This window comes from Kutzneria sp. 744 (assembly GCF_000568255.1).
Classification (GTDB): Bacteria; Actinomycetota; Actinomycetes; order Mycobacteriales; family Pseudonocardiaceae; genus Kutzneria.
The window spans coordinates 4,032,980-4,050,231 of record NZ_KK037166.1 but is presented as its reverse complement, the minus strand read 5'-3'; the positions used below and the strand labels follow the sequence as shown (position 1 = coordinate 4,050,231).

Annotated in this window: 18 protein-coding genes; 14 read left to right on the top strand and 4 right to left on the bottom strand. The window is 69.7% G+C overall.

The window, feature by feature from the left end:
* Positions 1–33: 33 nt before the first annotated feature.
* Positions 34–1,251 (top strand): sensor histidine kinase, encoded by a 1,218-nt coding sequence (locus KUTG_RS18115; RefSeq protein ID WP_043718359.1) that lies wholly within the window; start codon positions 34–36, stop codon positions 1,249–1,251.
* Positions 1,239–1,892 carry a response regulator gene (locus tag KUTG_RS18110; RefSeq protein WP_043718357.1) on the top strand — a complete coding sequence of 218 codons (654 nt, stop codon included), beginning with the start codon at positions 1,239–1,241 and terminating at the stop codon, positions 1,890–1,892. Before KUTG_RS18115 ends, KUTG_RS18110 begins: the two co-directional genes overlap by 13 nt.
* On the opposite strand, the gene KUTG_RS18105 is transcribed toward KUTG_RS18110, so the two are convergent.
* The gene (locus KUTG_RS18105; protein WP_043718355.1) at positions 1,862–2,725 is read right to left on the bottom strand and encodes a CPBP family intramembrane glutamic endopeptidase; all 864 of its coding nucleotides are present in this window, start codon (positions 2,723–2,725) and stop codon (positions 1,862–1,864) included. The genes KUTG_RS18110 and KUTG_RS18105 overlap by 31 nt on opposite strands.
* A gap of 347 nt (positions 2,726–3,072) precedes the next feature.
* Here KUTG_RS18105 and KUTG_RS58600 point away from each other — a divergent pair, with 347 nt between their 5' ends.
* From KUTG_RS58600 to KUTG_RS18090, 4 genes are all read left to right on the top strand, one after another.
* Positions 3,073–3,234 (top strand): hypothetical protein, encoded by a 162-nt coding sequence (locus tag KUTG_RS58600; protein WP_157494609.1) that lies wholly within the window; start codon positions 3,073–3,075, stop codon positions 3,232–3,234.
* A gap of 90 nt (positions 3,235–3,324) precedes the next feature.
* On the top strand, positions 3,325–4,767 hold the full coding sequence (locus KUTG_RS18100; RefSeq protein ID WP_043718353.1) for a GMC family oxidoreductase: 1,443 nt from the start codon (positions 3,325–3,327) through the stop codon (positions 4,765–4,767).
* Positions 4,764–5,057, top strand: coding sequence for a hypothetical protein (locus KUTG_RS18095; protein WP_043718350.1), 294 nt, complete (start codon positions 4,764–4,766; stop codon positions 5,055–5,057). The genes KUTG_RS18100 and KUTG_RS18095 overlap by 4 nt, the downstream gene beginning before the upstream one ends.
* A 24-nt stretch (positions 5,058–5,081) precedes the next feature.
* Entirely contained in the window at positions 5,082–5,501 is a 420-nt protein-coding gene (locus KUTG_RS18090; protein ID WP_198047217.1) for a MarR family winged helix-turn-helix transcriptional regulator, read from the top strand.
* Here the strand turns inward: KUTG_RS18090 and KUTG_RS18085 are convergent.
* Complete coding sequence (locus KUTG_RS18085) at positions 5,496–6,329, bottom strand: SDR family NAD(P)-dependent oxidoreductase (protein WP_043729763.1); 834 nt, start codon at positions 6,327–6,329, stop codon at positions 5,496–5,498. The two genes, KUTG_RS18090 and KUTG_RS18085, sit on opposite strands and share 6 nt — an antisense overlap.
* Positions 6,330–6,391: 62 nt before the next feature.
* A complete protein-coding gene (locus KUTG_RS18080) occupies positions 6,392–7,306 on the bottom strand; it encodes a TIGR03619 family F420-dependent LLM class oxidoreductase (RefSeq protein WP_043718348.1) in 915 nt (304 codons plus the stop codon).
* 112 nt (positions 7,307–7,418) lie between these two features.
* On the opposite strand from KUTG_RS18080, the gene KUTG_RS18075 reads away from it, so the two are divergent.
* The 4 genes from KUTG_RS18075 to KUTG_RS18060 all read left to right on the top strand — a co-directional run bounded on the left by KUTG_RS18075 (position 7,419) and on the right by KUTG_RS18060 (position 12,126).
* Positions 7,419–8,600 (top strand): serine hydrolase domain-containing protein, encoded by a 1,182-nt coding sequence (locus KUTG_RS18075; RefSeq protein ID WP_043718346.1) that lies wholly within the window; start codon positions 7,419–7,421, stop codon positions 8,598–8,600.
* Positions 8,594–9,127 (top strand): VanZ family protein, encoded by a 534-nt coding sequence (locus KUTG_RS18070; protein ID WP_043718343.1) that lies wholly within the window; start codon positions 8,594–8,596, stop codon positions 9,125–9,127. Before KUTG_RS18075 ends, KUTG_RS18070 begins: the two co-directional genes overlap by 7 nt.
* 146 nt (positions 9,128–9,273) lie before the next feature.
* Positions 9,274–10,044, top strand: coding sequence for an AfsR/SARP family transcriptional regulator (locus tag KUTG_RS18065; protein WP_198047216.1), 771 nt, complete (start codon positions 9,274–9,276; stop codon positions 10,042–10,044).
* Between the two features lie 294 nt (positions 10,045–10,338).
* On the top strand, positions 10,339–12,126 hold the full coding sequence (locus KUTG_RS18060; protein WP_043718341.1) for an ATP-binding protein: 1,788 nt from the start codon (positions 10,339–10,341) through the stop codon (positions 12,124–12,126).
* Here the strand turns inward: KUTG_RS18060 and KUTG_RS18055 are convergent.
* Positions 12,107–12,556: a nitroreductase family deazaflavin-dependent oxidoreductase gene (locus tag KUTG_RS18055; RefSeq protein ID WP_043718338.1), complete on the bottom strand. Its 450-nt coding sequence runs from the start codon at positions 12,554–12,556 to the stop codon at positions 12,107–12,109. The genes KUTG_RS18060 and KUTG_RS18055 overlap by 20 nt on opposite strands.
* A gap of 303 nt (positions 12,557–12,859) precedes the next feature.
* Between KUTG_RS18055 and KUTG_RS18050 the strand changes: the two genes are divergently transcribed.
* From KUTG_RS18050 to KUTG_RS18035, 4 genes are all read left to right on the top strand, one after another.
* Entirely contained in the window at positions 12,860–13,894 is a 1,035-nt protein-coding gene (locus KUTG_RS18050; RefSeq protein ID WP_043718335.1) for a LacI family DNA-binding transcriptional regulator, read from the top strand.
* Between the two features lie 95 nt (positions 13,895–13,989).
* Positions 13,990–15,276 carry a sugar ABC transporter substrate-binding protein gene (locus KUTG_RS18045; RefSeq protein ID WP_043718333.1) on the top strand — a complete coding sequence of 429 codons (1,287 nt, stop codon included), beginning with the start codon at positions 13,990–13,992 and terminating at the stop codon, positions 15,274–15,276.
* A gap of 57 nt (positions 15,277–15,333) precedes the next feature.
* Positions 15,334–16,287 (top strand): carbohydrate ABC transporter permease, encoded by a 954-nt coding sequence (locus KUTG_RS18040; RefSeq protein ID WP_052394830.1) that lies wholly within the window; start codon positions 15,334–15,336, stop codon positions 16,285–16,287.
* Between the two features lie 3 nt (positions 16,288–16,290).
* On the top strand, positions 16,291–17,190 hold the full coding sequence (locus KUTG_RS18035; protein WP_043718331.1) for a carbohydrate ABC transporter permease: 900 nt from the start codon (positions 16,291–16,293) through the stop codon (positions 17,188–17,190).
* The last annotated feature ends 62 nt before the right edge of the window (positions 17,191–17,252 follow it).

Sequence of the window (17,252 nt, the reverse complement as noted above, 5' to 3'; positions counted from 1 at the left end):
CTGCGGCCCGCGCGGGTGGCTAGGGTCCGGGGCATGTCCACCCGATACGTGGTCGGCCGGGCCCGTGCCGTGCTGGACGCGCTCGAACACCTCGCCGGCGGCCTCGGCACGGCCCTGTTCGCGGTGGCGGTGCTGGCGTGGCTGCTCGTGACCGTCGCATTGTGCCTGGTCGGGGTCGGGTTCCTGCTGCTGCCGACCGCGCTGCGCATGGTGCGGGCGGTGGCCGACCGGGAGCGCGCCCGGCTGTCCCGCTGGGGGCCGGAGATCATCGGCCCGGGGCCGGTGCGGGGACTGCGGGATCCGGCCCTGCGCCGGGAGCTAGGCTGGCTGCTCTGCCACGCCTCCCTCGGCTTTCTGCTCGGGGCCACCGCGTTGACGCTGCCGATCGACGTCCTCCATGACGCCTCTTTCCCGCTGTGGTGGCAGCTGGTCCCGCCGTCCGCGGCCATGCCGGCGCAGGGATTCTTTCCCGCCACCGACTGGTCCGGCGCGTTCCTGGTGTGCCTGATCGGGCTCGCGGCGCTGGTGATCACGATCGTGGTGCTGCCGCCGATGGCGTGGTTGCAGGCATGGCCGGGGATCCGCCTGCTCTCGCCGGATCGTGGCGCCGACCTGGCCCTACGCGTGGCCCAGCTGACGGCCACCCGCGCGGCGGCGTTGGACGCCCATGCCGCCGAGCTGAGGCGGATCGAGCGGTCGCTGCACGACGGCACCCAGAACCGGCTGGTCGCCGTGACCGTGCTGATCGGTGCCGCGCAGCGCGCGTTGGATCGGGATCCGCTGGTCAGCAAGGAGATTCTCGACCGCGCGCAGGACGCCGCCGAGCAGGCGCTGGCCGAGTTGCGCGGGGTCGTGCGCAGCATCCTGCCGCCGGTGCTGGCCGACCGGAGCCTGCCCGACGCCCTCACGTCGTTGGCCGCCGCCTGCCCGGTGACCTGTCGCCTCGACGCCGATGTGGCCGACCGCTGCGCCGTTTCCGTGGAGGCGACCGCGTACTTCGTGGTGGCCGAGGCCTTGACCAACGTCGCCCGGCACAGCCGGGCCACCGCTGCGACGATTTCCCTGCGCCGACAGGAGAATCGGCTGTGCGTGGAGGTGACCGACGACGGCGCCGGCGGGGCCAGCGAGCAGGACGGCTCGGGGCTGTCGGGCATCCGCCGCCGGGTCGAGGCGCACGACGGGGCCTTCGCGTTGACCAGTCCCGTTGGGGGACCGACCGTTCTGACTGTGAGCCTGCCATGCGGATTGTGATCGCCGAAGACGACTCGCTGCTGCGCGAGGGCCTGGCCCTGCTGTTGAAGGCCGAGGGCCTCGATGTCGTGGCGACCGTGGCCAACGCGCCGGACTTCCTGGCCGCCGTGGATGAACACGGGCCCGATCTGGCCATTGTGGACGTTCGCATGCCGCCGACCAACACCGACGAAGGCATTGTGGCGGCGGTCGAGGCCCGGCGGCGGCAATCCGGCCTGGCGGTGCTCGTGCTCTCCGCGTACGTGGAGCAGGCCTTCGCCACCGAGCTGTTCACCACGGGCGGCTCAGGGCTGGGCTACCTGCTCAAGGAGCGGGTCGGGCGGGTCGAGGAGTTCCTGGACGTGCTGCGCCGGGTGGCCGGCGGCGGCACCGCCATCGACCCGGAAGTCGTTGCCCAGCTGATGGTTCGCCCCGACAACCGGTTGGAACGGCTCAGCGCCCGGGAGCGGGACGTGCTGGCGCTCATGGCCGAGGGACTGGGCAACAGCGCCATCGCCGCGCGGCTGGTCGTCACGGACGGGGCCGTGCACAAGCACATTCGCAGCATCTTCGCCAAACTGGATCTCGCGCCGACCGACAGTGCCGATCGGCGCGTGACGGCCGTGCTGCGCTACCTCAAGGCGAGGACCGGCGCCCGGTGACCCAGGCGGCCGCGGGTCGCCGCCAGCAGCACGATCGCGATCGTGCCGGAGCCGAGCAGGAACGCGTGCGAGGTGTCCTGGATCGACATCGACGGGAACATCTGCGACCAGGCGATCGAGAAGAAGTTGTTCACGCTGGTGTGCAACAGCATGGCGATCGGCAGGCTCTCCCCGGTGCGGTTGAACACCCAGGTCATGATGATGCTGAAGGTGACGCAGGTGGCCACGAACTCCACCGGCGTGAGCAGCGTCCAGTGCGGCCAGTTGCCCCAGTCCGAGAAGAACAGTGGCAGGTGCCAGACTCCCCACAGCGGCCCGAGGATCAGCGTGCCACCGAGCGGCCCGAACCGGTTCTGCAGGCGGGGCAGGGCAAAGTCGCGCCAGCCCGGCTCCTCGGCCAGACCCGTGGTGACCATCTGGAGCACCAGGCCCGGCACGTACGCCACGAGCGTCGCCACCGCCGGCAGCATCGGGTTCTGCTCCGACAATGCCACTGTGGACGCCGTCAGCACCGCCGGCACCGCCAGCACAACGCCTACGTACCAACGCCAGTTGACCCGCCACTTCGCCAGCCGCCCCACCCACAGGCGCAGCCCCGCCCGGCCGTCGGTCACTGCCGTGACCACATACGCCGAGAAGATCGGCCCCAGGTAGGCGCCCGGCAGGACCCCGGCGAGCTGGCTCGTGCCGAGCAGCTCCGGGAACCGGAAGTGCAGTAGCCCCAACCCGTTCTCGGACAGGATGTACGGCGCCCATGCCGCCCAGCTCAACGCGTTGGCCAGCACGAAGAACCAGACCAGCGGCCGGCGGCGGATGTTTTCGGTGATTGTCACCGGTTGAGCACACCAGCGCGGGCCGCGAAGGTCATTCCCGTGCGCACCCGAAATCAGGTACAGCAGGCTGTACGGGTGACCGGGCCACCAATCGGCTTGCTGGCGTCACTCACCGTGACAGTTGAAGTGACCATGGACGCCGGTGGCGTCGAGGAGCTGCTGTCCCCGCAGCGGTGGCTCGGTGAGCAGGAGGACTTCGCCGGGCTGACCCGTCTGCGGCGGACCCGAGCCCAGGCTGCTGGACACCATCACCGTCGCCGCCGGCAGCGTTCGTGCCGCCGAGCTGGCCCAGCTGCGGGAGATGGTGGCGGAGTTCTCCCGGACGCTGGACGAGGACTGAGCCGTCCGTGGCCGAGCGCAGCCTCCGGCTCGCCGACCTCGACCGGTCACGGGTGGTGCTGGTCGGCACGGCCGACCACCGGTACGGGCTGCCCGACATCGTCCGGGCCAAGAACGTGCGTTTCCCCTCCGGCTGCGCCCCCGTCCCGGTGTGGCCGCCGTTGGACTGATGCCTGCTCGGTTTGCCTGAACAGGCATCCGTGCCGGGCAATCGGGTCGCCACGCCGGTGGAGCCGACGTCACCTGCTAGCTTTCCCGCCATGGGGGTCGACCACGACTTTGTCATCGTCGGCGCCGGGACCGCGGGCTGCGTGCTCGCCGCGCGGCTGAGCGAGGATCCCGGCGTCCGCGTCCTGCTGATGGAGGCGGGGGCAGCCGAACCCGATCCGCGAAGCGCGATTCCGCCGGCCTGGCCGTTGTTGCAGGACACGGCGTCGGACTGGGGCGACCTGACGGTGCCGCAGTTGTCGGGCGCGCCGGTGAATCTGCCTCGCGGCCGCGGGCTGGGTGGTTCCTCGGCGATCAACGCGATGGTGTTCACGCGCGGACACCGCTCGGCCTACGACCGCTGGGGTGTCAAGGGATGGGGTTTCGACGACCTGCTCCCGTACTTCGGGCGCTCCGAGCGGGCGCTGTCGGTGGGCCCGGCGACGCCGGCGCATCCATGGGCGACGGCGTTCCTGGAGGCCAGCGCCCAGGCCGGTCATCCGCTCGCTGCGGACATCAGCGGCGGCACGGAGTTCGGCTTCGGGCGCACCGACGTCACCATCGCCGGCGGCCGGCGGATCAGCTCCGCCGACGCGTACCTCACACCGGCGGCGCAGCGAGCCAACCTTGAGATCATCACCGACGCCCAGGTTCGACGGATCCTCTTCGACGACACTCGCGCGGTCGGGGTCTCCTTTCGTACCAACGGAATTGACCGACAGGTCCGCTGCGAACGGGAGATCATCCTGGCCGCGGGCGCGATCGGCTCGCCGCACCTGCTGATGCTGTCCGGAGTCGGCCCGGCCGGGCATCTGCGCGACCTCGACATCGACGTGGTGGCCGACCGGCCCGGTGTCGGCTCGAACCTGCACGACCACGTCGTCACCATCCTGGTGTACGAGGCCGCCCAGGAGACGCCGCCCGCGGTCAACGGGCATGTCGACATCATCGGCCTCGCCGCCAGCACCGGCGATCTCCCCGATCTCCAGTTATTCTCGTTCGATGTGCCCTTGGTGCCCGAGGGTGTTCTCGAACACGGCTACACGATCGGAATCTCCGCGATGGCACCGTATTCACGTGGCACGGTGCGGCTGCGGTCGGCGGATCCGCGCACGCTCCCGAGCGTCGATCCGGCCTACTATCGCGATCCCCGTGACCTCGACACCATGGCCATCGGGTTGGCGATGGGCCGCGAGATCGGCCGCCAGCCCGCGCTTTCCGTTTGGCGCAAGCGCGAAGTGACACCGGGGCCGGACACCCGTGACGACCGCGCCGTGCGGGAGTACCTCCTGGCCAGCACCCATCCCTACTACCACCCGGTCGGCACCTGCCGGATGGGCGCCGACAACGACGCCGTCGTCGACTCCGAACTGCGCGTGCACGGCCTCGACGGGCTGCGCGTCGTCGACGCCTCGATCATGCCGACCATCACCAGCGGCAACACCGCCGCGCCGGTGTACGGGATCGCCGAACGGGCCGCCGAGCTGATTCGGTGACATACCGGGACGAGACGCCGGCCGCCGGTGTCGGGCTGGACGCCGACGGCCGGCGGATGTCCGGCCAGTACAGGGTCAAGGACGGCAAAGAGCTCGACCTCACGTTCCTCGCGCCGAACAGCCGGCCCAGCACCGACAGCGGCCAGCTCCTCCAGCAGCAGCCGGCCGTCATGGGCGTGAGGCTGACGCTGAACAACGCGGAGCACCGTGGCCGACTACGGCGTGGTCGGCTTCGCCGGCAATCCCGTCGACTACGCCGTGATCGGCTTCACCAAGTAGGCTATTGGTGAGGTACTTCACGAATGGAGGCGGCGGTGAGCGATGAGGCCGTGCGGGTGGGGCTGCGGTACCTGTCCCTCGCGCACCGGGTGCGCCGGCTCGTCGACGACAAGATGGTCGCCGGCGGGCTTTCGCTGGCCCGGGTGAAGATCCTGCGCATCCTCGACGAGACCGGCCCGCAGCGGCAGGTGTCGCTGGCCGAGAGCCTCGGCCAGGCCCCGCGCTCGGTGACCCAGGCGGTCGAGGCGCTGGAGCGGGACGGCCTGGTCGTCCGGACCGCCGATCCCGAGGACCAGCGGGCCAAGCTCGTCGCCCTCACGCCGGCCGGGGTGGACAGCCTCGCGGCCGGTGTGGTCGCCGGCGACGAGGCGCTCATGGAGATCTTCGGCGCCCTGGGGCCGACACGGCTGGCCCGCCTGGGCAAGCTGGTGGACGCGCTCGAAGAGGAGCTATAGCGCCATTCCGACGAGGGCGGCGGTGGCGTCCCAGAGTTCTTTCTGGATCTGCTCGCCGCGTCCGGCGGCCGGGCATTCGAGCGGTTTGGCGTCACGGTGCGAGAAGTACCCGCCGGTAGTCGTCGCGAACCGGTCGTCCGTGCACAGGCTCCTGATGATTCCCGCGCCACGACGGGGATCGCCGATCCTCAGCGCCTTGAGAACCTTCTCCAGCGGTCCGGCGAGCGGCAGCTCGCGGCCGAGGCCGCTGGTGTTGAAACCGGGGTCGCAGCAGTTGACCGTCACGTCGGTGCCGGCCAGTCGCCGGCTCAGCTCCTGCGTGAACATGATGTCCATCAGCTTGGTCCGGCCGTACCGGGCGAAGGACTCGCGCCGTGAGAAGTCTTCGGTGGCAAGGAGATCGGCCTGGGGATCCAGCGTCTTCACCTGCCGCGCCGCCTCGGAGGCGACGTTGACGACGCGGCCGGTGAGCTTGTCCCGCAACGTCGCCGTGAGCAGCCACGGCGCCAGGTAGTTGACCGCCGTCATCTCCGCGACGCCGTCTTCGGTGCGGCGCTGGGCGAAGGCGTGCAGGCCGGCATTGTTGACCAGCACGTCCACCTGGTCGTAGCGCGCGGCGATCTCGGCGCCCACCCGGCGGACATCGCTCAGCGAAGCCAGATCCGCGATGAAGACGTCCGCCTCGGTCTCCCGGCGCAACGATGCGGCCTTGTCCGGGTCGCGGGCCACCACGGCCAGCCGCGCTCCTTGCTGCGCGAGGTCGAGGGCGACCAGTCGGCCCAGGCCGTTGGTGGCCCCGGTGATGACGACAACAGGGCGCGTGCTCATGGCCGCCTCCACGATTGATGAGGTACCTCATCACTGTAGCAGTGCTGAGGTACCTCATCAAATCAGCGCGGCAGCCGCTCGACCAGAGCCCCGGCCCGGTCCACGAGCTCCCTGGCGGTGTTCCCGTTGACCACGTACAGGATCACCTCGTCGGCGCCGACGGCGGTCAGGGCGGCGACGTCCTCGGCCAGCTGGGCCGGGCTGCCCTGGAACGGCGTGCGGTCACCGGAGATGTCGGCGTCGGCGACGTAGACGTGGATCAACGGCACCAGGCGCAGGGCGTCGGCGTCACGGCCGTGGCCGTCGGCCAGCTCGCGGATGCGCTGCCAGGTCTGTCCGATCGCCTCGGCCCCCATGCCGCTGGGAATCCAGCCGTCGGCCTTGCGGGCGATTCGGTCCAGCGCGGCCGGGGCCGAGCCGCCGCCGACCAGGATCGGGATGCTGTCGACCGGCTTCGGCGTCACGAAGGCGTTGTCCACCACGGTCCTACTGTCCCGATAGGACACCGGGTTCGGTCCCCAGAGCGTGCGGCAGGCGTCGATGGTGGCCTCGAGGTCGCGGCCCCGGTTCCGCAGCTCCGCGCCGTGCGAACGGTACTCGTCCGAGGACCAGCCGGAGCCGAAGCCGGCCACCATCCGGCCGCCGCTGAGCTGGTCGATGGTCGCCAGCGTCCGGGCCAGCCGCACCGGCTGGTGCAGCGGCGCGACCAGCAGGCAGGTGCCCAGTTTGACCGTCTGCGTCACGGCGGCCGCCGCGGCCAGCACCGTCAGCGGCTCGGCGTTGAACTGGTAGGTCTCGGACCAGGCCAGTCCCGGCACGCCGTACATGCCGTCGTTGGGTTTCACCGGAAACAGCACCCGCTCGTACACCCACAGGCTGTCGTAGCCCAGGCGCTCGGCCTCGCGGGCCACGGTCGTGACATCGTGGCTGAGATCCGCTTCGCTGCCCTGCGGAAGGGACAGTCCGTACTTGGTCATGCCGCCATCATGCCCCGCGTATCGCGGGCGTATGGAAAACCGCGTACGCCGCGGCAACGTCCGGCCGTCTTCACTGGGGGCCACGGTTTGTCGAGGGGGAAGGACCGCGCTCATGGATTCCGCAGGGAGTATCGGTCGGCGGCGGTTGCTCGGGCTGACGGCCGCGGGCGTGGTGGCGGCCGCCGCACCGGTCGCCCACGCCGATCCGGTCGATTGCGACATCCCGCCGGCCACTCGGCCCGGCGGCGCCTATGACCGGTACGTGGCGCAGCTGGCGGCCGAGGGCAGGTTCTCCGGCGTGGTGACGCTGTCGCACCGGGGCCGGACCGTGCTGTCACGCAGCTACGGCCTGGCCGACCGGGAGAAGGGGATCCGTAACCACGAAGGCATCGCCTTCAGCCTCAGCTCCGCCGGCAAGCCGTTCGGCGCGGTGGCCGTCCTGCAGCTGGTGCAGCAGGGCAAGCTGAAGCTGTCCGACACCGTCGGCACGTACTTGACCGGCTACGCCAAGGGGATCGCCGACAAGGTGACCATTCACCACCTGCTCTCCGGCACTTCCGGGACGGCGAGCCCGGACGAGGACGTGCGGCGGGTCTTCCAGAGCCGGGACGAGGTGCACGCCTACTACGAACAGTGGGCTCGGCAGTCGACGCCGGTGGATCCGCCCGGCACACCCGCCGACCACGTCGCCGCCGAGGTTCAGATCCCCGCGCAGATCGTCGAGGCCGTGAGCGGTCGGTCTTACTGGGATTACGTGCAGGACAACATCTTCCGGCGTTGCGGCATGACCGGCACCGGGTTTTTCACCCGGCCTCAGTGGCTCACCGACCCCCACATCGCGCACCCGTACATGACGCTGGCCGACGGCAGCCAGGTCGATGCCGTGCGCCACCTGGACCAGGGCAGCCCCGCCCCGGACGTGCTCGGCAAGAACCCCGGCCGCGCCTTCGTCGACGCCCCCGGCGACGGCGGTTTCGCCACCGCGCCCGACCTCGTCCGCTTCGGCCAGGCCCTGTTCGACGGCACGCTGCTGGACCGTCCGTGGGCCGACGTGCTCACCGGCGCCAAGATTCCCCACGGGCCCACGTCGTTCGGCGCCTACTCGCTGCCCGTCCACATCCTCAACCGCCAGTGGGTGTTCGGGCGGGCCGGCGCCAACCCCGGCGTCGCCGCCAGCTGGAACATCTACCCCGACACCGGCTGGATCGGCGTCACCCTCGGCAACAGCGACGGCCTGCCGTTGCAGGAGATGTCCGTGCGGGAGTCGCAGGCCGTCACCGAGGCGTCGTGCTGAGGGACTGGCACGCCTGGTTCGGCACCTTCACCGGCGTCGTCGCCCTCACCGTGCTCGCTCTCCCCGTGGCAGCGCTGATGGTGTGGCTCCTCACCCTTCGCGGCAAGCTGTTGCGGATGGCCTTGGCCGAGGTCGGCCTCGTCTACGGCACCGTGCCGGGGGTGTGGCTGATCTTGCTGCCCGGCGGTCCCGCCGGTTCCAACCGGGTGAGCCTCATCCCCCTGCGCGACCTCTCCGCCGTCCTCGCCGCCGGTCCCTCCACCGCCGTCGCCCAGGTCGTCGGCAACCTCCTGGTGTTCGCCGCCCTGGGCTTCTTCGCCCCCATCCGCTTCTCCGCCCTGGCTTGCGCCCCACGGATCCTCGCCCTCGGCGCCGGCTGCTCCGTCTTCGTCGAGACCCTGCAGTACGTCCTCCAGCTGGGCCGTGTGTCCTCTGTGGACGATGTCCTCCTCAACGCCGCCGGCGCCCTCCTCGCCGCCCTGGCCTCCCGCCACTGGTGGCGGGTTTCCGTAGGCGTGAAGTCGTAGCGGCGGTCGGGCCGATGGCGTTCCGGACCACCGGCCCGACCCTCCCCCTGGTGCCGCCGGGATGGCAACATCCCGACGGGTCACCCTTGCGCACCGCGTTCAGATCTGGGTCAGATGGACGTTGGACCGCAGCTCAGGGGGTGGGCGTGGAACTTCGGTTGCTCGGGCCGATGGAGGCCCGAAGCGGTGAGAGGGCGCTGCCGCTCGGGCCGCGGCAGCAGCGGCTTCTGCTCGCGGTGCTGGCCTACGAGGTCAACCGGGTGGTGACGATCGATCGGCTGATCGAGTGGCTGTGGCCCGACGAACCGCCGCGCCGGGCGACCCATGCCGTGCGGGTCATGGTGTCCAAGATCCGTGCACAACTGCCTGAGCTGGAGCTGGCCACCCGGGGCAGCGGTTACGTTCTGTGCGCGGATCCGATGACCGTCGACGTGCACAGGTTCCTGGCCCTGGTCGAGCAGTCGCGGGAGATCCGGACCGACCAGCGGCGGGTCCAGGTGCTGGATGAGGCGCTGGCGCTGTGGCGTGGTCCCGTATTGGCCGATACCGTCCCGGCTGAGACGCGCGAGCAGCTGTTCGGCGGCTTGGCGGAGAGCCGGCTCCTGGCGATCGAGGACAGGTTCGATGCCCTGCTCCGGCTGGGCCGTCACCGCGAGGTCCTGGGCGACATCACGGTGGAGGCTCGTGCGTATCCGATCAGGGAGCGGCTGACCGGGCAGCTGATGCTCGCGCTGGTTCGAAACGGCCAGGTCGGCGCCGCCCTCGACGCGGCCCGGCGTATTCGCGAGCACCTGGCCGACGAGCTCGGCGTGGATCCCGGGCGGGAGCTCCAGGAGTTGGAGCTGGCCATCCTGCGCAACGAATTTACTATCCGTCGGGGTGGTTATGCGCGCCGCTTCGGCCTTATTTTATGCTAGACGCTTTCGTAAAAGCCATATTTCGTCGGTATCGCCAAACGACGGGGAATACAATTACGTCCCTCAAGCATACTTGCGTGGACCTCAATACGAAGGTAGAGAAGCCGGTGACATAGCATCTATCCCTGCGATGGTTCTCCGAACCTTAAGCCGCGGAACCTCTGATCTCAAAGACCTAGGTTTTCCAGAACAATAAGCGACTGCCCGAATGTCCGGAACTTCTTCTCCTGCTGCGAAGCACAATCGAAATTATACTTGATATACATGACATCTGGACAATTTGAAGGTGAGGTATTGCATCATGTCGCCGCCCGCTTCGAGAGCGTCTTCATCCCGCTCGCCGGGCTGACCGAGCCGGGCCTCCTGCTGGCCACGATCGCGGCCGGCCTGGGCACCCAGGACGTCGGCGGGTTGACGCTGGCCGATCGGCAGCTGCTGCTGGTGCTGGACAACATGGAGCACCTGCTCGACGCGGCGCCGGACGTCGGTCGGTTGCTGGAGGACGTGCCCGGCCTGACGGTCCTGGTCACCAGCCGGTCGCCGCTGCGGATACATGGCGAATCCCTCCATGTGGTGCGGCCCCTACGATCCGACGCGGCCATGGAGCTGTTCGCCGAGCGATCCCGCCATGCCGGCGCGCCCGAGCCGGAGACGTCCATGGCGGCCGCGATCTGTGACCGGCTGGACCAGCTGCCGCTGGCCATCGAGCTCGCCGCGGCGCGGACCCGACAGCTGTCCGCGCCGACCCTGCTGGCCCTGCTCGACGAGTCGCCGCAGGTCCTGGTCGGGCCGCTGGATCTGCCGGAACGCCACCGCACGCTGCGTGACACGATCGCCTGGAGCTACCGCCTGCTCGCCGCTGCTGAACGCGAAATGCTGCATGCCGTGGCGGTCTTCGCCGGAGGCTGGACGCTGCCGGCCGCCGCCGCGGTCGGCGGCGTCGACAGCGCGGTTGACCTGCACATCCGGCTGGTCGACGCCAGCCTGATCGTCCGGGACGACGACCGATACACGATGCTCGACACCATCCGGGCATTCGCCCGTGACGACGTGGACCTCGAGCCGGCGCGGGCCCGGCACGCCGCCTACTTCGAGAATCTCGTTGCGGAGGCGCGAATCGGCGCGCAGGGCCGTGATCAGCGCATGTGGTTGGGCCGGCTGCGGGAGGAGCACGACAACCTCCGCGCCGCGATGCGCTGGCTGCTCGATCACCGCGAGACCGACCGGTTCGCCGCCGTTTTCGTGTTCTGGCACTGGCTCATCGAGGGCCGGTTCTTCGAATGCCGCCGGTGGGCGGTCGAGGCACTGGCGGTGGGGGAGATGACCGATTCCAGTCGTGCCGGTGTGCTTGCGATGCACGGAATAGCCGTCGCGGGCACCGATCCGATGGAGGCGCTGCGATTGACCGGCGAGAGCGTTCGACTCGCTGCCGGCGACGTCGAACCGGCCGCGCGGGCAACCGCGTTCATGGCACAGGGCAACGTCGCCGTCTGGCTGGCCCAGCACGAGCTGGCAATGCACGCCTTCGACGAGGCGGAATCCGTCTTGCGGCAACTGGGTTGGGCCAGCTCGTGGGCCGGAGTCCGAGCCGGCAAGGCCTATGTCCTGCTGATGACGGGCGAGGCTGCCCGCGCGGAACGCCAACTCGCCGACATGGTGGCCCGGCTACGCCTGGACGGCGGCGACTGGGACCTCGCCCTGGCTCTGAACTACCAGGGACACGCGCTGCTCCGGCTCGGCGATGCCGCTGCGGCGCAACGGGTCGTGCGCGAGGCGATCCCACTCTGGGACCGCCTCGACGCCACCTTCACGATGATGTACGCCCTGACCTTCCTGGCCGTCGCCGCCGCGGAGGCTGACCCGCACCGGTCCGCCCTGCTGACCGGTGCGGCCTCCGTCCTGGTCGACCAGTTCGGGCCGGCCATGATCGGTGACGCCGCACGCGACGCGGGAGAGGCGGCATCCCGTGTCATCACCCGACTAGGCCGCGCGACGTTCGACGACCTGATCGCCCAGGGCCGATCGCTCAGCCGCGCCGAAGTCGTCGATCTGGCAATCGGCGCTACGCCTCGATCGGGGTGAGCACGAAGATGGGCATCTTGCGGGTGGTCTTGGTCTGGTAGTCGGCGTAGTCGGGCCAGACCTCGACGGCGCGCCGGAGCCAGGTGTCGTATTCCTCCCCGTGCACCTCGCGGGCGGCGTAGTCCTTCTTCACGGGGCCGTCCTGCAGTTCCACGTGCGGGTTGGCGGTCAGGTTGAAGTACCAGACCGGGTGCTTGGGGGCGCCGCCGAGCGAGGCGACGACGGCGTACTGGCCCTCGTGCTCCACTCGCATCAGGGGCGTCTTGCGGATCTTGCCGCTCTTCGCGCCGAGCGAGGTCAAGATGATCACCGGGCCGCCCTTGTCGCCCATGTTGAGCAGGCCCTTCGTGCCGCCGGAGCTCTCGTACAGCGCGACCTGATCACGGGCGAAATCGAAGGCGCTCGGCTCGTATTCCCCGGTCAAAGGCATGTGGACACCTCTCGCAGTCGGGTGCAGCGGATAAGTGGACTATACCCCGCTTGGGTGCGCGGGTGGCATCCGTCGGCCACGGCGGGCCGGTGTCCGGGCGCGGAAAGTCCTCAATGGATGGTCACGACCCGGCGCGCTCGCGCTCGACGAGCCGCGCAAAACCACTGTTCAGAGCCAGTGACTGACTTTTGGAATCCCGCGGCCGTCCCCGCGGACCCTTGACGAGGGAACTACCGGCCTGCATACTCGCTTAACCTCAAGTTAATCGATTAAACAGCTGGAAGCCGGGAAGGGGGCGCCGCGATGGCCCGAATCCGGATGTCCGACGTGGCGGCCCGTGCCGGGGTCTCCACGGCAACCGTGTCGATGGTCCTCAACGGCGTGAACTCCACGCGCATCTCGTCGCAGACCCAGCAACGCGTGCGCGAGGCGGCCGAGGCGGTCGGCTACGAGCCGAACTCCGTGGCCCGCAGCCTGCGGACGCAGCAGACCCGCCTGGTCGGCCTGGTCTCGGACACCATCGCCACCACGCCGTTCGCCGGGCGGATGCTGGCCGGGGCCAACGAGGTGGCGCGCGAGCAGGGAAATCTGGTGATCCTGGTCGACACCGAGGGCGATGTCGGCGCCGAGCGGCAGGCGTTGCAGGCCCTGAGCGGCCACCAGGTCGACGCCATGATCTACGCGTGCATGTGGCACCGCGTGGTCGAGGTGCCGAACGGTCTGCCCGAGGACGCGGTCCTGCTCGACTGCGCGCCGGCGACGGCGGACCGTGCCGCGGTCGTGCCGGACGAGCGGGCCGGCGGGATGGCCGCGGTGCGGGAGCTGGTGGCCGCCGGCCACCGCCGGATCGCGTTTCTGGACGCCGAGGAACGGTTCGACCTCGTCGCCTCACGGCTGCGGCACGAGGGGTACCTCAGCGTCCTGGCGGAGGCCGGAATCGAGCCGGACCCGATCCTGCACGCCCGGGCCGATCCGGTGGCCGGCGGCGGGCGGGAGGCGGCCCGGCGGTTGCTGGACCTGCCGGCCGATCGACGCCCCACGGCGATGTTCTGCTTCAACGACCGCATGGCGATGGGCGCCTACGCCGCCGCGCACCAGCGAGGCCTGTCGGTTCCCGGTGATCTGTCCGTCGTCGGCTACGACGACCAGCAACTGGTCGCGGCCGAGCTCGACCCGCCGCTGACGACGGTGGCGCTCCCGCACTACGAGATGGGCCGATGGGCGATGGAGGTCGCTCTCGGACTGCGCCGGGCGGACCCGGCGGCTCCGCATCTCATGCCGTGCCCGATCGTCCGACGGGCCTCGGTGGGCCCGCCGCCGGCCCAGTTTGGCGACTGAGCCGGCGGCGGATCTCTGCACTCCACATGGCAGTTGGCGCTGCCATCCGGCACGGAGGCGACGGCCGGTCGCGCTCCGAGAAAGAGACACCTACGGTGAAGCGTAAGTCCCTCACGGTCATAGTAGCGGCGGCCCTGTCCGCGACAGTCGCGCTCGGCGGCTGCGCCCGCGCGAGCCAGGACTCCTCCTCGTCCGGTGGTCCCGGCGAGATCACGATGTGGACGCACTCGGCCGGCAATCCCGGAGAGTTGGCGGTGTACAAGCGGATCATCGCCGACTTCAACGCGTCCCAGCACCAGTACAAGATCGTCCAGCAGAACTTCCCCCAGGGCTCCTACAACGACGCGATCACCGCGGCCGCCGCCGCGCACAAGCTGCCCTGCCTGCTGGACATGGACGGCCCGGTGATGCCGAACTGGGCCTGGGCGGGCTATCTCCAGCCGCTGGGCCTGCCGGACAGCCTGATCAACTCACTGCTGCCCACCACCGTCGGCCGCTACAAGAACACCGTCTACTCGGCCGGCTACTGGGACGCGGCGCTGTCGATCTTCGCCCGCAAGTCCGTGCTGGACAAGAACAACATCAGGATCCCCACCGTCGACAAGCCGTGGACGCTCGACGAGTTCACCGCGGCCGTCACCACGCTGAAGGCGAACGGCTACCCCACGCCGCTGGACCTGGGCGCCGCCGACACCGGCGAGTGGTGGTCCTACGCGTACTCGCCGATGCTGCAGAGCGCCGGCGGCGACCTGATCAACCGCGGCACGATGAAGTCCGCGGACGGCGCGCTGAACGGCCCGGGCGCGGTGACGTTCTTCACCTGGTTCCAACAGGCGTTCAAGAACAAGTGGGTGGACAACGCCGGCCCGGTCGGCAATCAGCGCTTCATCGACAACAAGGTGGCTCTGAGCTACACCGGCGTGTGGAACGCCAAGGACGCGCTGGCCGCCGTCGGCAGCGACCTGCTGGTCCTGCCGCCGGTGGACTTCGGCAAGGGACCGAAGATCGGCGGCGGGTCCTGGCAGTGGGGCATCTCGGCCGGCTGCCGGAACGCCGACGGCGCACGGGCGTACCTGAAGTTCAGCTTCCAGGACTCCTACCTAACCGCGTTCGCCGACAGCCAGGTGGTCATCCCGAGCACCGCCTCGGCCGCGGCGGCGTCGAAATACTTCAGCGACAACGGTGCGCTGCACCAGTTCGCGGTGTTGTCCCAGAAGTTCGCGCTGGCCCGGCCGGCCACCCCCGGCTACCCGGTGATCTCCTCGACCTTCGAGAAGGCGGCCAAGGACATCATGAACGGCGCCGCCGTGAAGTCGACGCTGGACACCGCCGTGCAGGCGATCGACACCGACATCACCTCGCAGAACGGCTACGGCTTCTAGATCGTCGCCCCCCGCCCGGCGGCGACGTCGGGCGGGCCAAGAGGGAAGGCACCTCCCATGACGGCGATCTCCCCGCCGGACACCCGCGCGACGAGCGTGGCCCCGAGCTCCGTCCCGCGCCGCCGGATCCGCGCCGACCTGCGCTCCGAACGCCGCGCCGGCTGGGCCATGGTCGCCCCGGCGGTGCTGCTGCTGGCGGCGTTCCTGATCGTCCCGGTGATCCTCGGCTTCGTCCTGTCGTTCACCAACGCCCGGCTGGTCTCGCCGGAGCCGATCAGCTTCACCGGCCTCGACAACTTCGTCCGGGCCTTCACCGCCGACCCCACCTTCGTCCGCTCGCTGCTGAACACGTTCTGCTTCGCCGCCGTCGTGGTGCCGGCGCAGGCCGGGTTCGGGCTGCTGCTGGCCCTGCTGGTGAACCAGAAGATCCGCGGGGCGGTCGCGTTCCGGGTCATCTTCTTCATCCCGGTCGTGACCTCGATCGTCGTGGTCTCGATCCTGTGGAAGTTCATGTACCAGCCGGACGGGCTGATCAACTCCTTCATCAACTCGATCACCTTCGGCGCCTGGCAGGGCACCGCCTGGCTGAACAACCCGAGCACCGCGCTGGCCGCCATCATCGTGCTGTCGATCTGGCAGGCGGTCGGCTTCCACATGCTGATCTGGCTGTCCGGGCTGCAGACCATCCCCGAGGAGCTGTACGAGGCCGCGCGGATCGACGGCGCCGGCGCCTGGCGGCAGTTCCGCGACGTGACGTGGCCGTGCCTGCGCTCGACCCGGGTGTTCGTGCTGATCACCATCACGATCGCCGCGCTCGGCCTGTTCGTGCAGATCGACGTGATGACCCAGGGCGGACCGGTGGACGCCACCTCGACGCTGGTCTACCACGCCGTCCGCATGGGGTATCACCAGCAGCAGATCGGTTACGGCTCGGCGCTGTCGCTGGTGTTCTTCGTGCTGGTGCTCATCGTCGCGCTGGTGCAGCGCTTCCTGACCCGAGACAAGGACTGAGCCATGGCCGTGCGCGACCCGGGCGAGCGCCTGCTGCGCCGCCGTCGGCGGGTCTGGTCCTACCTGGTGCTGGTCGGGCTCGCCGTGTTCTTCCTGTTCCCGCTGGTGTTCATGTTCGTCTCCAGCCTCAAACCCGACGGCCAGATCCTGTCCGACCTCGGCGGCTGGCGGGCGTTCCTGCCGCTGGGCGACATCAGCCTCCGCAACTACGCCGGGGTGTTCGACCGGGTCCCGGTCGGCCGGTTCCTGCTCAACTCGGTGATCGTCACGGTGGCGATCGTGGGCGCCGGGCTGGTGGTGAACTCCATGGCCGGCTTCGCGATCTCCCGGCTGCGCTGGACCGGCCGGGGCGTGGTGCTCAGCGTCGTCATCGCCACGCTGATCGTGCCGTTCGAGACCATCGCGGTGCCGATGGTGTACTGGGTCTCGCAGTTGCCGACCCTGGTGTTGCAGCACGGGCAGATCGAGTACGACTTCGGCTGGCTGGACTCCTACCAGGTGCAGATCGTCCCGTTCATCGCCAACGGTTTCTCGGTCTTCCTGTTCTCCCAGTACTTCTCGACCATCCCGACCGCGATCGACGAGGCGGCGCGGATCGACGGCGCGGGCTGGTTCACCATCTACCGGCGGATCGTCGTGCCGCTGTCCGGGCCGGCGTTCGCCACCGTCGCCATCCTGACGTTCCTGCCGGCCTGGAACCAGTACCTGTGGCCGAGCATGGTGGTGCAGGACGAGAGCCTGCGGCCGGTCATGGTCGGCATGCAGTACTTCTTCCAGGACAACACCGCCTGGGGCGAGGTCATGGCGTACACCTCGATGATCACGCTGCCGGTGCTCGTGGTGTTCCTCGGCTGCCAACGCGCATTCGTCAGCAGCGTCGCCGCCAGCGGAGTCAAGGGGTGACACCCCGTCCGGCCAGATCTTGACGCGACCACCGTTGCCCGGCGCCGATGCCACCTCACCGT

Excerpts from the sequence above, each read along its gene's own strand:
- KUTG_RS18115 (WP_043718359.1), top strand. The coding sequence starts at position 34 with ATGTCCACCCGATACGTGGTCGGCCGGGCCCGTGCCGTGCTGGACGCG.
- KUTG_RS18110 (WP_043718357.1), top strand. The coding sequence starts at position 1,239 with ATGCGGATTGTGATCGCCGAAGACGACTCGCTGCTGCGCGAGGGCCTG.
- KUTG_RS18100 (WP_043718353.1), top strand. The coding sequence starts at position 3,325 with ATGGGGGTCGACCACGACTTTGTCATCGTCGGCGCCGGGACCGCGGGC.
- KUTG_RS18085 (WP_043729763.1), bottom strand. The coding sequence starts at position 6,329 with ATGAGCACGCGCCCTGTTGTCGTCATCACCGGGGCCACCAACGGCCTG.
- KUTG_RS18080 (WP_043718348.1), bottom strand. The coding sequence starts at position 7,306 with ATGACCAAGTACGGACTGTCCCTTCCGCAGGGCAGCGAAGCGGATCTC.
- KUTG_RS18075 (WP_043718346.1), top strand. The coding sequence starts at position 7,419 with ATGGATTCCGCAGGGAGTATCGGTCGGCGGCGGTTGCTCGGGCTGACG.
- KUTG_RS18055 (WP_043718338.1), bottom strand. The coding sequence starts at position 12,556 with ATGCCTTTGACCGGGGAATACGAGCCGAGCGCCTTCGATTTCGCCCGT.
- KUTG_RS18050 (WP_043718335.1), top strand. The coding sequence starts at position 12,860 with ATGGCCCGAATCCGGATGTCCGACGTGGCGGCCCGTGCCGGGGTCTCC.
- KUTG_RS18040 (WP_052394830.1), top strand. The coding sequence starts at position 15,334 with ATGACGGCGATCTCCCCGCCGGACACCCGCGCGACGAGCGTGGCCCCG.
- KUTG_RS18035 (WP_043718331.1), top strand. The coding sequence starts at position 16,291 with ATGGCCGTGCGCGACCCGGGCGAGCGCCTGCTGCGCCGCCGTCGGCGG.